This window comes from Salipiger sp. 1_MG-2023, assembly GCF_030547555.1.
Lineage (GTDB): Bacteria > Pseudomonadota > Alphaproteobacteria > Rhodobacterales > Rhodobacteraceae > Salipiger.
In genome coordinates this window covers 157,211-171,045 of the sequence record NZ_JAUOQN010000003.1, presented here as the reverse complement: position 1 = coordinate 171,045, position 13,835 = coordinate 157,211, and the positions used below count along the sequence as shown (strand labels likewise).

General features: G+C 63.9%; 13 protein-coding genes and 1 pseudogene. 2 read left to right on the top strand and 12 right to left on the bottom strand.

Annotation, left to right across the window (positions count from 1 at the left end):
* The first annotated feature begins 20 nt into the window (after positions 1–20).
* The gene (locus Q4543_RS03135) at positions 21–347 is read left to right on the top strand and encodes a phasin family protein (protein ID WP_303436295.1); all 327 of its coding nucleotides are present in this window, start codon (positions 21–23) and stop codon (positions 345–347) included.
* Here the strand turns inward: Q4543_RS03135 and Q4543_RS03130 are convergent.
* From Q4543_RS03130 to Q4543_RS03105, 6 genes are all read right to left on the bottom strand, one after another.
* The gene (locus Q4543_RS03130; RefSeq protein ID WP_303436293.1) at positions 344–2,086 is read right to left on the bottom strand and encodes an alpha/beta hydrolase; all 1,743 of its coding nucleotides are present in this window, start codon (positions 2,084–2,086) and stop codon (positions 344–346) included. The genes Q4543_RS03135 and Q4543_RS03130 overlap by 4 nt on opposite strands.
* 126 nt (positions 2,087–2,212) lie before the next feature.
* Positions 2,213–3,466 carry an organoarsenical effux MFS transporter ArsJ gene (arsJ, locus tag Q4543_RS03125; protein WP_303436292.1) on the bottom strand — a complete coding sequence of 418 codons (1,254 nt, stop codon included), beginning with the start codon at positions 3,464–3,466 and terminating at the stop codon, positions 2,213–2,215.
* Between the two features lie 62 nt (positions 3,467–3,528).
* Positions 3,529–4,527, bottom strand: coding sequence for an ArsJ-associated glyceraldehyde-3-phosphate dehydrogenase (locus Q4543_RS03120; RefSeq protein ID WP_303436291.1), 999 nt, complete (start codon positions 4,525–4,527; stop codon positions 3,529–3,531).
* Complete coding sequence (locus tag Q4543_RS03115) at positions 4,524–5,357, bottom strand: helix-turn-helix domain-containing protein (protein WP_303436290.1); 834 nt, start codon at positions 5,355–5,357, stop codon at positions 4,524–4,526. Before Q4543_RS03115 ends, Q4543_RS03120 begins: the two co-directional genes overlap by 4 nt.
* 157 nt (positions 5,358–5,514) lie before the next feature.
* The gene (locus Q4543_RS03110) at positions 5,515–6,906 is read right to left on the bottom strand and encodes a bifunctional enoyl-CoA hydratase/phosphate acetyltransferase (RefSeq protein ID WP_303436288.1); all 1,392 of its coding nucleotides are present in this window, start codon (positions 6,904–6,906) and stop codon (positions 5,515–5,517) included.
* Between the two features lie 203 nt (positions 6,907–7,109).
* Complete coding sequence (locus Q4543_RS03105; protein ID WP_303436287.1) at positions 7,110–7,937, bottom strand: DUF6473 family protein; 828 nt, start codon at positions 7,935–7,937, stop codon at positions 7,110–7,112.
* Positions 7,938–8,093: 156 nt separating this feature from the next.
* Here Q4543_RS03105 and Q4543_RS03100 point away from each other — a divergent pair, with 156 nt between their 5' ends.
* Positions 8,094–8,969: a 3-hydroxybutyryl-CoA dehydrogenase gene (locus tag Q4543_RS03100; RefSeq protein ID WP_216003482.1), complete on the top strand. Its 876-nt coding sequence runs from the start codon at positions 8,094–8,096 to the stop codon at positions 8,967–8,969.
* A gap of 75 nt (positions 8,970–9,044) precedes the next feature.
* Here the strand turns inward: Q4543_RS03100 and Q4543_RS03095 are convergent, their stop codons facing one another.
* The 6 genes and pseudogenes from Q4543_RS03095 to Q4543_RS03070 all read right to left on the bottom strand — a co-directional run bounded on the left by Q4543_RS03095 (position 9,045) and on the right by Q4543_RS03070 (position 13,833).
* Positions 9,045–9,938: a lysophospholipid acyltransferase family protein gene (locus tag Q4543_RS03095; RefSeq protein ID WP_303436286.1), complete on the bottom strand. Its 894-nt coding sequence runs from the start codon at positions 9,936–9,938 to the stop codon at positions 9,045–9,047.
* Between the two features lie 92 nt (positions 9,939–10,030).
* On the bottom strand, positions 10,031–10,309 hold the full coding sequence (locus tag Q4543_RS03090; protein WP_216003480.1) for an HPr family phosphocarrier protein: 279 nt from the start codon (positions 10,307–10,309) through the stop codon (positions 10,031–10,033).
* A gap of 33 nt (positions 10,310–10,342) precedes the next feature.
* Entirely contained in the window at positions 10,343–10,741 is a 399-nt protein-coding gene (locus Q4543_RS03085; protein ID WP_216003479.1) for a PTS sugar transporter subunit IIA, read from the bottom strand.
* Positions 10,738–11,664, bottom strand: coding sequence for an RNase adapter RapZ (gene rapZ, locus Q4543_RS03080; RefSeq protein WP_303436320.1), 927 nt, complete (start codon positions 11,662–11,664; stop codon positions 10,738–10,740). Before rapZ ends, Q4543_RS03085 begins: the two co-directional genes overlap by 4 nt.
* A gap of 201 nt (positions 11,665–11,865) precedes the next feature.
* Positions 11,866–12,096 (bottom strand): annotated as a pseudogene (locus Q4543_RS03075) (HPr kinase/phosphorylase); the annotation flags it as partial.
* A gap of 3 nt (positions 12,097–12,099) precedes the next feature.
* Positions 12,100–13,833, bottom strand: coding sequence for a sensor histidine kinase (locus Q4543_RS03070; RefSeq protein WP_303436285.1), 1,734 nt, complete (start codon positions 13,831–13,833; stop codon positions 12,100–12,102).
* Between the last annotated feature and the right edge of the window lie 2 nt (positions 13,834–13,835).

Genomic DNA, 13,835 nt, shown 5'->3' with positions numbered 1-13,835 from the left:
ATGCATGGAGGAGGCAAGACATGAACATGATCACTCACGAGGACCGGCTTCACGTCGAACGCAAGATCCATCCAGAATTCCGTGTCCACTGGAGCGCGGAGCCTTGGGCCATCACGACGACGCTGGAGACCGTGCTCGACATCGGCACCGAGGTGCAGCGATTCTGCACCGACCGTTTCCGCGCGGATTGCGTCACGCACCAGCGTTTGCTGCATTGCCGGACTCCGGCCGACCTGATGGGGGTTCAGGCCTGTTTCATGCGCCGTGCAGTCGCTGATTATCGCGCCCACACGGCGAAGATGGTCAAGCTGGCCGAACGCCTGTGGTTCCCCACGGCGCAGGCCTAGCCAAAGACATAGCTGCCGGGCGCGGGGCAAAGCGTGTCCAGCGGGTTGTCCTCGTCCGGCACCGCCCGCACCCCGCGGGACCGCCCGGCAAGCCATTTGGTCCAGGCGGGCCACCACGATCCGTCCACGGGGGGCAGGCCCGCCTGCCATTGATCGGCTTCCCCGGCATGACCCTGCACATCGCCGATGCGGTAGTGCCGCCGCGGATGCCCCGGCTCTGACACGATTCCGGCATTGTGCCCGCCGCTTGTCAGCACAAAGGTCTTTTCGCCATTGGCGAGATGGGTGATTTTCCACACCGATTGCCACGGCGCGACATGGTCCTTTTCGGTGCCCACCGCAAAGATCGGCACGGTGATATCCTCGATCGACACCGGCGCGCCGCCGACCTTGTAGCGCCCCAGTGCCAGCCGGTTTTCCAGAAACAGCTGGCGCAGATATTCCGAATGCATCCGGGCAGGCATCCGCGTGGCATCGGCATTCCACGCCATCAGCTCGTTCATCGTGCCCCGCTCGCCCAGCAGATATTCGCGGATCGTGCGCGACCAGATCAGATCGTTCGAGCGCAGCATCTGGAACGCCCCGGCCATCTGGTCGGACTTGAGGTAGCCCTGTTCGGCCATGATATCCTCGAGAAACGCCACCTGGCTGTCGTCGATGAACAGGGTGATCTCACCGGCTTCGGTGAAATCGACCTGCGCGGCCAGCAGCGTGAGCGAGGCAATGCGCGCGTCCTTGTCGCGCGCCAGCGCGGCGGCGGCGATCGACAGCAGCGTGCCGCCAAGGCAATAGCCCGCCGTGTGGATGCGCTGGCCGGGCACAGCGCGTTCGATGGCATCAAGCGCGTCAAACACCCCAAGACGCAGGTAATCCTCCATCCCGAGGTCGGCGTCCTCGGCCTGCGGATTGAGCCACGAGACCATCCAGACCTCGATCCCCTGATCGACGAGGAAGCGCACCAGCGAATTCTGTGCCGACAGATCGAGGATGTAGTATTTCATGATCCACGCGGGCACGATCAGCAGCGGCTCGGCCAGCACCGTTGCGGTGGTGGGCCGATAGCGGATCAGCTCGATCAGGCGGTTGCGATAGACCACCTCGCCGGGGGTGGTGGCGAGGGTTTTGCCAATCTCGAAGCCAGCGCCGGGGTGGGGGCGGTCATCCATCCGCGACAGGTCTTCAAGCCAGTTGTGAAGGCCACGCACAAGGTTCTGCCCGGCCTCGTCGCGGGTGCGTTCCAGCACCACGGGGTTGGTCGCCGCGTAATTCGAAGGTGCCAGCATGTCGAGCGTCTGGCGGGCGGCGAAATTGGTCATCTGGGCGTGGCGCGGGGCCACGCCGAGCACGCCGGTGGTGGCTGCATCCCACCAGTCTTCGGTCAGCAGGAACCATTGCGCCAGAATGTTGAACGGGGCGCGCTGCCATTGCGGGTCGCGAAAGCGCTTGTCATTGGCCATGCAGGCGCAGGCCTCGCCTTGCGGCGGCAGGGGGCAGGTGATCGCGGCCTGCAGGGCGCGCCCCGCATTGGCGATGGCCTTTTCCTGAAGCTCGGCCTGTTTCGCCGGAGAGCCCGCAAGATGTACCCCCCAGTCGAACCATGCGGTGGCAAGGCCCATTGGGGACAGGCCGCCGGTCAGGCTTCCGATGGTGGCATGGAAAGCCCGGTCAATGGCGTTGTGCGGAGCATCGCCTATTGCCGGAACCGCGTCGGCGGGGGGGAGGGGAACCACGTGTTTCATGCCTTGATGCTGGCACGAAACCGCGCCGCGCGGCTTGATCCGGCGCAGCTTCTGCGGGTTCGCGCCGGGTAAATTTCTCAGGCAGGCGAGATTGCGCGTCACATGCGGCTTGTTCGGGGGGCTGGATCAGGCGGGCTGCGGCGCGGGGCTGCGCAGCTTGCCCGCGCCCCATGCGCTGAGCGCGACCATCACGGCGGCGGTGCCAAGGCAGGCGGGCAGGCCGCCGAGCTGATAGCTGGCCCCCGACAGCACGGTGCCGATCAGCCGCCCCGCCGCGTTGGCCATGTAGTAAAAGCCCACATCCATGGTGACCCGTCGCTCATCGGTCAGGGCAAGGATCAGGTAGGAATGCAGCGCCGAATTTACCGCGAACAGCGCGCCGAACACCAGCAGCCCGGCCACCAGCGTCGTGGTCAGCCACGGCGCCGGTTCCCCCGCCAGCAGCACCAGCACGGTCAGTAGCGCGGGGACCACCGCCAGCGCCAGCGCCCAGCGGCGGGCGTCATGGATCAGGGCTGCGCCGCGGGTCTTGGCCTTCAGCAGCCTTGGGGCCGCGGCCTGCACTGCGCCGTAAAGGATGATCCAGACCGCCATGAAGCTGCCGATGGTGAAGAACGCCAGCCGGTTGCCTGCCTCGGTGCCATCCGACAGCACCGCGTAGAAATAGATCGGGATACCAACCACGAACCACACGTCGCGCGCCCCGAACAGGAAGACCCGCGCAAAGCTCAGCGAGTTGATGTTGCGGTTCTTCGAGAGCACCTCGGAGAATTTCGCGTCCTTGCGCCCGGTGGGCAACCCGCCCGGCATCTTCAGCGCCACGGCGACAAGGATCAGCGCAAGGATCGCTGCCATGCCCAGCACCGCCGGCACGAAGCCCGCCAGCCCGAGCAGCGCCGCGCCCAGCAGAAAGCCAACGCCCTTTACCGCGTTCTTCGACCCGGTGAGCATCGCGACCCAGCGGAACAGCCCGTCGCCGCCCTTGGGGGCCAGCAGCTTGACGGCGGATTTCGACGACATCTTCGCCAGATCCTTGGCCACCCCGGAGGCGCCTTGCACCAGCATGACAAAGACCACCGACGCCCCGATTGCCCAGTCCGGGTTCAGCTGCGCCAGCGCCAGCAGCGCCACCACCTGCAAGCCCAGCCCGGCATAGAGCGTCGAGGTCAGGCCGAACCGTGCCGCGATCCAGCCCGCGGACAGGTTGGTGATCACCCCCGCGATCTCGTAGAGCACGAACAGATAGGCCAGCTGCACCGGGCTGAATCCCAGCGTGTGGAAATGCAGCAGAACCAGCATCCGCAGCGCGCCATCTGTCAGCATGAAAGCCCAATAGGCGGCGGTGACGGCGACATAGGCGGCGAGGGGTCGATCTGACATGGCGGGCTCTGCTTGCATAAGGGGCGTGTGCTTGGATGACCGGGCGAGGTAACGCCGGTATGTCAGAGGGCCGCGCCGACCATCAGCGCAACATCGGCGAGCCGGTTGGCATAGCCCCATTCGTTGTCATACCACGCGTAGACCTTCAGCTGGGTGCCGTTGGTGACCATGGTTGAGGGCGCGTCGACGATGCTGCTGCGCGGATCGTTGGTATAATCGCAGCTGACCAGCGGGCGGGTTTCATAGCCAAGGATGCCGTTCAGCGGGCCATTGGCGGCCGCCTCGAACAGGGCGTTGACCTCGGCGGCGGTGGTCTCGCGCTCCAGCTCGAAGACGCAATCGGTCAGCGAGGCGTTCAGCAACGGCACGCGCACGGCGTGGCCGTTCAGCTTGCCGGTCAGTTCTGGGTAGATCAGCGTAATCGCAGTGGCGCTGCCGGTGGTGGTCGGGATCAGCGAATTGAGCGCCGAGCGGGCGCGGCGCAGATCCTTGGCGGGGCGGTCGACGATGGTTTGGGTGTTGGTCACGTCGTGGATCGTGGTGATCATGCCGTGCTTGATGCCCAGATTTTCGTGGATGACCTTGACCACGGGCGCGAGGCAGTTGGTGGTGCAGCTCGCCGCCGTGACGATGCTGTGCTGCGCCGGGTCGTAATCGTGGTTGTTCACGCCGTAGACGATATTGGTGGTGGGGCCATCCTTGACGGGGGCCGAAACCACGACTTTTTTCACCCCGGCGGCGAAATAGGGGGCAAGCTTTGCTTCGGTCTTGAAGACGCCGGTGCAGTCGATGACAACATCCACCCCGTCCAGCGGCAGATCCTCGATGCGCTTTTGCGTGTGGACGGGCAGGCGCGTGCCGTCGATGGTGATGCTATCGGCATCATGGCTGAAGGTGGCGGGCCAGCGGCCGTGCACCGTGTCGAATTCCAGCAGATGGGCGTGCATCTCGGGGTCGCCGACGGCGTCGTTGATCCACGCGATCTTTGCGTCTTTTTCCAGCAGTGGACGAAGGGCAAGCTTGCCCATGCGGCCAAGGCCGTTCAGCGCGTAGGTGGTCATTGGTCGGCTCCTTCGGAGGTGGTGGCGAGATCGTCAAGCGCGTGCTGCAGCGAGATTCGGTCGAGCGTGTCCAGCGGCAGGGCCGCGAAGGCGGTGAGACGGTGCTTGAGCATCCCGAAGACCTGCTGGAAGGCAAGCATCCGTTCGGCGTCGCTGCCAGTGGCCTTGACCGGGTCGGGCAGGCCCCAATGGGCGCTGATCGGCTGGCCGGGCCATGCAGGGCATTCCTCGTTGGCGGCGCGGTCGCAGACGGTGAAGACGAAATCGAGCTTTGGCGCCGAGTCTCCCCAGAATTCCGAGATATGCTTGGCGCGCAGGTTCGAGGTGTCGATCCCCTTGCCAGACAGCATCTGCACGGCGGTCGGGTTCAACACTGAATAGGGCCGGGTGCCGGCCGAAAAGGCGCGGAACCGGTCTCCGGCGAGCCGGGTGAGCAGAGATTCTGCGATGATCGACCGGGCGGAATTGCCGGTGCAGATGAAGAGGACGTTGTATTTCCCGTCGGTCATGTCGATCCCTTTCGGTTTCTCGGCAAGGCACAGCTCTGGCCTGCCGCGACAGCAATCATCGGTCAGAAATCCGACCAGCCCTTGCACCGCCGTTACATTGGCGCGGTACAGGAGCGAGCGGCCCTCGCGGGTTTTCTCGATCAGCCCGGCCTCGCGCAGCGCAGCGAGGTAAACCGAGGCGGTCGAGGGTTTGAACCCCAGCGCCGTGCCGATCTCGCCCGCGGGGACGGCATCGGGATAGCGGCGCATGAGCAGCCGGAACAGATCCATGCGCTGCTTGTGGGCGAGGGTCGCGAGTTGTTCGAATCTCTTCATTTCCATATTTCATGAATTAGTGAATTAATTGGCGGGGCGCAAGCCGGAATATTGCACACCGACAGACACGCTCGCTCGGCTGCGCGCGCCGGATGCCTCCGGCGGGAGTTTATCTGGCAAGATGAAGGCCGGGGCCGCGCCCATCTGGCGGGGGCGGACTGGTTCAGCTGGAGATGCCGGACATCCGGGCATGGTGCAGGGCGGCGACGGCGCAGGAGGCGAGGCGGCTCATGTCATCATCGGCGCGGCTGTTGAGGATGATCGGAACGCGGGCGCCCAGCACAAGGCCGGCAGCTTCGGCATGGCTGATGTAGGTCAGCTGCTTGGCCAGCATGTTGCCCGCGTCGAGATTTGGCACAACGAGGATTTCGGCGCGCCCGGCGACCGCCGAGGTGATGCCCTTGGTCCTTGCGGCGGCGATGTCGACCGCGTTGTCCATGGCCAGCGGGCCATCGACCAGCCCGCCGGTGATCTGGCCGCGCTCCGCCATCTTGGACAGAAGCGCGGCGTCGATCGACGACGGGATGTCGGGGTTCACGGTTTCGGTGGCGGAGAGCACGCCGACCTTGGGTTCCTTGATCCCAATCGAGATCGCGAGGTCGATGGCATTTTGCGTGATGTCGACCTTGGTTTTCAAATCGGGCGCGATGTTGATCGCGGCGTCGGTCACCAGAATTGGATGCGGCTGGCCGGGCACGTCCATCACGAAGATATGGGTGAAGCGACGCCCCATGCGCAGCCCGGTCTGCTTGTCGAGAATCGGGCGCAGCAGCTGATCGGTGTGCAGGTGCCCCTTCATGATCGCCTGAGCGGCGCCGGAATGGCACAGCTCGACCGCCTTGCGGGCCGCGTCGCGGTGCAGCGGCTCGTCGATGATCTCGACCCCGTCGAGAGACAGGCCCATTGTTTTGGCGACGTCGAGAATGCGGGCGGAGGAGCCGATCAGGATCGGGTCGATCAACGTGTGGTCGCGCGCCTTGAGAGCGCCACCCAGCGAATTTGGTTCTTCGGGGCAGACAACGGCAGTGCGCAGCGCGGCAAGCGGTTCGGCCTTGTGCAGCAGCTTTTCGAAATGCCGGTGGCGCTGGACGATGAGGCCGGGCAGGTCGTGGCTGTTGTAGCTGACCTTCTGACGGGGGGCGTAGACCTCGGCCATGCCGGACAGCACGAGGGTGTTGCCGGTGATGCGGCGGACCTCGGTGGCGAGGGTGACGCTGGTGTCATTGTCGTTCTTGTCGGTGACGATGACATGAATGGTCACCTCGTCACCGGCAAAGACGCGGCCGTGGTATTCCCAGCTTTGTCGGCGGTAAATGGTGCCGGCCCCCGGCATGACGCTGCCAAGCACAGCGCCCACGAGCGCCGCAACAAAGGAGCCGGGCGCAATCGCCTCGGGGTGCCCGTCGCCATCGCCATCCTTGTTGTGGATGTGCAGCGGGTTGTGGTTGCCAGAGACATTGGCATAGACGAGCAGATCATCGGCGGTGCACAGGCGGCGCAGTTCGGCCTGATCGCCGACCTTGAGTTCGTCAAAGGTTCGATTCTCGATTTGCATGCGGCTCTCCGGCTGGCTGCGCAGCGGTGCGCCGGATCCGCCCTGTCAGGCGAATGCAGCACACCGGATCTTTGCGCTCAGCTATACCCGGATACTTGCAGGTTTCCATGACCTGGAGCTGCGTCGGCTCGCCGCAGTGCGGCGAATCCGAATGATTTCCGCAGGATCGCCTCAAGGGGGCTGAAATATGATGCAGCCCGCGATCACCCGAGCAGCTCGCGCAGCATCGGAAGCAGATGCTCGGCGGTTTCCTCGTGGGCCTGCGGGCCCATGAGTTCGGCGGCGGCGCTTGCTTCGAAATCGCTGTAGATCATCCCCGGCGCACCATGCCTGCGGGCCGGATCGGAGAGTGGAGTTTCCACAAGCCCGGCAATGCGGGGTCGCAGCGCGTCCAGCATGGCACGATCAACGAAAAGCGGATCGCCCTGCGTATCGCTGACCGGTTTGTCCGACGGCGCGCGATCGGCGAACCAGAGCAGCAGCACCCGCCCGCGCAGAAGCGTCAGCAGATGTTTCATGCGGGCCACCCAGGCGATGCGCAATTCCAGCACCACCTCGTTGAACCGCTCTGGTGACAGTTGCTTCAATCGGCCAAGCATGTGCCGGTTGAAATGGAACTCGGTAAAGTCGACCTCTGGATACAGTTGTTGCAACCGGTCCGACGCCCGCAGGAAGCGGTCATTGCGACGGGGATGCACGCTGTAATAGCGGTTCGACATGTTCTGTGCGCCCATCACCTGAACCACGCAGGTCTGCGCCTTTTCGGCGAGCCCGATGATCGCCGGATCATGCAGATACAGATCGAGCCCGGCATTGACTGCGCCGAAGTTGACGCAGGGAAATCCGATCTGATGCTCGATCAGAGCCGGGAACGGCGTTTCAATAAATCTCCCATATGTTTCGGTTCCCCCGATGAATCCTATGTAGGATTCATCGAGTCTGCGGCGCGGGCCGCGGAACAATACACGTGATCTTCCGTATCGACACGGAAAATAGTCTAGCGCAGCTTGCGCTGGTACGGCGACGGTCATCCCACCCACCTTTCACTCATCTCACCCGATGATGACTTTGGAAGATTCGCCTTTCGATTTCGCTAAGACGAAAAACCAGAAGATTCCGCCCGCCTGTCCTTGCGACCTTTCCCGGCCTATGACTATCGTGCAGCCGACAATTCAGAGGTGCGGACGATGGAAATCAACACGATCGGGGTGATCGGCGCGGGGCAGATGGGCAATGGGATCGCCCATGTGATGGCGCTGGCCGGGTACGAGGTGCGGCTGTCGGATATCAGCCAGGACGCGCTCGACAAGGCGATCGCCCTGATCGGCAAGAACCTGGACCGTCAGGTGAGCCGCGAAAAGATCACCGCCGAAGAACGCGATGCCGCCATGGGGCGCATCCGCGCGACGCTTGATCTGGCCGAGATTGGTGCGACCGATCTGGTGATCGAGGCCGCGACGGAACAGGAAAGCGTCAAGCAGAAGATTTTCGACAGCATTGCGCCGCACCTGAAGCCGCACACGATCCTGACGTCGAACACCTCGTCGATCTCGATCACCCGGCTGGCGTCGCGCACGGATCGGCCAGAGAAATTCCTCGGGTTCCATTTCATGAATCCGGTGCCGTTGATGCAGCTGGTCGAACTGATCCGGGGCATTGCCACCGATCAGGAGACCTACAAGGCCTGTCTGGCCGTGGTCGAAAGGCTTGGCAAGACCGCCGCGAGCGCCGAGGATTTCCCGGCCTTCATCGTCAACCGCATCCTTGTGCCGATGATCAACGAGGCGGTCTACACGCTGTATGAAGGTGTCGGCAATGTCCGATCCATCGACATGGCGATGAAGCTGGGCGCAAACCATCCGATGGGGCCGCTGGAACTGGCGGATTTCATCGGGCTCGACACCTGTCTTGCGATCATGAACGTGCTGCATGAAGGTCTGGCGGATACCAAGTATCGCCCATGCCCGCTCTTGACGAAATACGTCGAGGCAGGATGGCTCGGGCGCAAGACCAAACGCGGCTTTTACGATTATCGCGGCGACGAGCCGGTGCCGACCCGCTGATCCCAACGCACGGGCAGGATTTGTCCTGCGACAGATCCTGACACCTTGCGCCTTGGGGCGGACGAGATCCTGTTTTCAGCTCTGGCCGAGTGAATTTTCGCCCAGCGACAAGGTGCGCTCGCGCAGCCAGCCGATGAAGTCGCGCTGCTTACCGGCCCAGTCTTTCAGCTCGGCAGGAAAGATCGGTTGTCCGACCACCGGGTTCTGCGCCCGCCCGCAGGCGTGCATGACTTCGTGGATCAGCAAGCCTTGCCGCAGCGTCGGCGAAATCCGGTTGGCGATCTGGTAGGCGCGGCTGTTCTGACCGGGGAAATAGATCGGCACCACCGTTGCCCCCGACCGCTGGATCATCTTGGCGGTGAACGGGTTCCACGTCGCTTCGACAGCCGATCCGAACAGGGTCTGCGACGAGGCCACTGTGCCGGAGGGGAACAGGGCGATCACGCCGCCAGTCCTCAGATGATCCATCGCCCGGGTCCGCATGTCGAGGCTCTGCTCGCGGGCGTGCTCTTCGTGAGGGAAGGGCACCGGGATCATGAATTCCTCGATCTCGGGAACGCCAGTCAGCAGCGCGCGGGTCAGGATGCGGTAATCGGTGCGCACGCGCCCGATCAGCTCGGCGAGGATCATGCCATCGACCAGCCCGTGCGGGTGGTTTGCGACAACAACCACCGGACCGGTCGCCGGAATGTTGCGGATCTGCGCGTCGGGGGTCAGCAGCGGAATGCGCATATGTTCCAGCGCATGGGCCCAAAAGGCCTGCCCGCTGCGTACACCGTCGCGTTCGACCCGGCGCACCAGCTGGATCAGCGGGATCTTTCCCGTTGCCCATTCCATCGCGCGGATGGTGTTTGCCTTCCACGGATTGGTGAAGGTGTTGGCGTAGCTGAGCTTGCGCTTGTCATACGGCGCCTGGGCCGGAGGCGTCATGCTGCGCCGAGACAGCGAGGCCTGAGAACTATCCAACATGCGCTTGCTTCGACCCGTATTTTGGCCAGTTTCCTGGTCTTCCGTCTTGCAGCCATCCGTGGGTGACCTGTTCTCTGGCGCCTGATCGGCGCTCAGTCGTCCTCTCCGAACCGGTGCGCGACAAGAGCTTCCAATGCATCCGCAAGCGCCTCTGCGTCCGGGCCGGACGTTTCGATCTCAATAAAGGTTCCCCTGGAGGCTGCCAACATCAAAAGCCCCATGATGCTGTCACCGCCGGCGCTCAGCCCGTCCTTCGAGACCTCGGCGCGGGCATCAAAGCCTTCGACCACCTCGACAAGCTTGGCCGAAGCGCGGGCGTGCAGCCCCTTTTCGTTCACGATCTTGAGTTTACGCTGTACCGTTTCGGTCATGGTCTCTTTCCTGCACGCGTCAGACTGGCCGGTTCACCGGGGATCAGGCTTGATGTTCGCGCTGTCAATATACTTGCGGGCGGCTTCGAGCGCGCCCTTTACCGCATCGGGTACATCCATTTGCCGGCTTTTCGCTAGCTTGATCAGCATCGGCAGGTTCATGCCGTAGAGGATCCGCCGGTTTTCCTGCTGGGAGGCAAGCAGCGACAGGTTCGAGGGCGAGCCCCCGAACAGGTCGGTGACAAGCACCACGCCATCGCCAGTGTCGACATCATCAGCGGCGGTGCAGATCTCGGCCTGCTTGCGGGCGCGATCGTGGTCGGCTTCGATCGACACGGCGATCACGCCGGGCTGTGTGCCGACCACATGCTCGACCGCGGCAAGGTATTCCCGCGCCAGCCCTCCATGGGCGACGATCACGATGCCGATCACGCTTGCCGTCCTCCGAGATCCTCTCGCGTCGGGGCGGGCACGGCCAGCCCCCTGCGCTCCAGTTCGCGGTGTCTACATGACACCTGCCAGCCGTGCTCTGCAAGGCTGCGTGCCAAGGTTTCCGCGACGGTAACAGACCGATGCTGCCCGCCGGTACAGCCCAGCCCGAAGGCCAGATGCGCCTTGCCTTCTTCCTTGCAGGCCGGAAGCACGAACAAGGCGAGGCTGGTCAGCTTGTCGACGAAAGGCGCGAAGCGCGCGTCACGGCCGACGTGATCCTGTACGGCGGGGTCGAGACCGGTCAGGCTACGCAGCGCGGGCTCCCAATGCGGGTTGTCAAGGAAGCGGCAGTCGAACGCCCAGTCCAGCCCCTGCGGCAAGCCGCGCTTGTAAGAAAAGCTCTGGACCGACACCGCAAGGCGCTGCCCGGCATCGTCAGTGAACAGGCTTTCCATCCGCGCGCGCAAATCGTGCGGCGACAGTTCGGAGGTGTCGATCAGGATATCTGCGGCGTTGCGTGCCTCGTTCAGCAGAGACATTTCGCGCGCGATGCCCGCAGTATAGCTTTCGTCCGGCGACATCGGGTGGCGGCGGCGGGTTTCGGAATAGCGCCGGGCCAGCACGTCGGGCAGGCAATCGAGATACAGCAACTGAACCGAGATCCGCTGATCCTGCCCAAGCGCGCGATAGAGGTCGAGCAGGCGCAGCACCGAGAATTCCCGGTTGCGGATATCGACCCCCAGCGCGACAGGGCGCGACAGCGCGCCGCCCTCAAGCAGCCGCGGAATCAGGCTGAGCGGGATATTGTCGATCGCCTCGAAGCCGAAATCCTCTAGCGCGTTGATCGCGGTAGACCGTCCGGCGCCTGACGGGCCGGTGACAAGGACCACTCTCTGGGTCCGCGCCTGTTGGTCCGTCTGCAAGAGGTCTTCCCTTCGTCCGCCGCGGAGATACTGTATGAGCGCTGCCGGGAACGTGGGGGTGAGCGCGCGGCTTAGCAAGGGGATTCTGCGCCCGTGCAGCATGATTTCGCGGCGGTGCGGCAAGCGTGCAGTTTCGGTTTCATCCAGATCGAGAACCGCCGCCAGCCGCACCCGCCCGGCCATTGCAGCGCCAAGCAGCCCCAGCCCGCGCGCCTCGATCAGCCCGTTCAGCGCCTCGGGGCAGGACAGCCAGAGCGCCTCGCCCTCAGGCGTGACAATCACCTGATCATCGGCCACCAGCACCGCGCCGCGCGCCAGCAATTCCAGGGCAAGGCCGGATTTTCCACGCCCAGATGCGCCGCGGATCAACAGCCCCATCCCGTCCACCGCGATGGCGGTGGCATGGATCACAGAGGCACCTTCGGGGATCATACCCTAGATCGGCAGGCCCACGACGAAGCGCGCGCCAAGCGGTTCAGAGGTGACGTCGGCCTCGGTCGGACGGATGTTTTCGGCCCAGATCACGCCGCCATGCGCCTCGACGATCTGCTTGGAAATCGCAAGGCCAAGACCCGAGTTGTTGCCGAAATCGTTCTCGGGGCGTTGCGAGTAAAAGCGTTTGAAGATCTTTTGCAGCGCCTCTTCGGGGATGCCGGGGCCGGTATCCTCGACCACCACAAGCACGCGATTGTCGCGGCGTCTGGCCCAGACGCGGATGGCGTCGCCATCTTCGCAAAAGCTGACGGCGTTGCTGATCAGGTTGACGAACACTTGCGCCAGCCGGGGTTCAAGCCCGTTGATCATGATCGGACGGGGAGGCAGGTCGGTGATGAATTCCACCCCTTTGCGGCGCGCATCTTCACCCAGAAACTGGGCGAGATTTCCGAGCATCTCCAGCAGGTTGAATTCCTGCTCTTCTTCCTTGACCAGTTCGGAATCCAGCCGTGAGGCATTGGAAATGTCGCTGACCAGTCGGTCGAGGCGACGCACGTCATGTTCGATGACGTCCAGCAGCTTGGCACGATGTTCGTCTTTCTTGACGATGCGCAGGCTGCCGATGGCAGAGCGCAGGCTTGCCAGCGGGTTCTTGATCTCATGCGCGACATCAGCGGCGAACTGTTCGTTGCTGTCGATGCGGTCATAGAGCGCCGAGACCATGCCGCGCAGCGAACCGGACAGGCGGCCGATTTCGTCGGGGCGGGCGGTCAGGTCGGGAATGCGGATACGGCGCGAGGTGCCCCCCTTGCCCTTGTGGTTGCGCTCGCGCCCGATTTCGGCGGCATCGGCCAGATCGGAAATCGGGTTGGCAATGGTCGAGGCCAGCACAAGGCTCAGCCCGATCGACACCAGCGTGGCGATGACGAACATCTGAAGCACCCGCTCGCGTTCGGCGCTGACGGCGGCGTCGATTTCGGCGGCGGTCGAGACCAGCGCCACGGTGCCGACGATGGCATCGCCTTGCCGGATCGGCGAGAAGGCGGTGAACAGCGTCTTGCCGGTGGCATCCTTGCCCGGAAGAACCCGTGTCAGCGTCAGATCGCCGCTTTCGATCATCCGCCGCAGCTTGTCCTCGGTGGCAAGATTCGGCGCATCCTCGAAATAGGCGAACATGCCCGCGATGCCGCGCCAGACCGTATCGAGGAAATCCGAAATCAGCGTCGGGCGGTTATCGCCGCGCGGGTCCGATGGCATCAGCTCGGGCAGGGTGCCGATGGTTTCGCCGACAAGGAAGTTGCCAGCGTCGAAGACAAGCAGCTCGACCCCCCGGCGCAGGTCGAGCCCGGCGAGAATGCCGGGCACGTCGACGTCAGGAGCCGTGCCGATCAATAGCGGCGCTCTGTCTGGCAGCCGGGTCTCGATGACGTCGGCGATCAGCTCGACCTCGGAGCCAAGCGCATTGCCACGTTGCAGGACCAGCGTATCGCGTGACGAGTTCAGCCAGAGAATCCCGGCCACCAGCACGTTCAGCGCGATCAGGTTGAACGTGATGATCTTGCGGGTCAGCGGCGAACGGTTGAGCGAAAACAGACTTCTGCGCGCACGGCTGGCGCGAAGTTCCTTTTCGATGGTGTTGTCGGGGGCAACCCAGTCATCCCCCAGCACCACATCTGCGTCAGTCCGATCGCCCGAGCCTTCGTCGCGCATCAACATCCCTTCGGCCAGCGCCATGC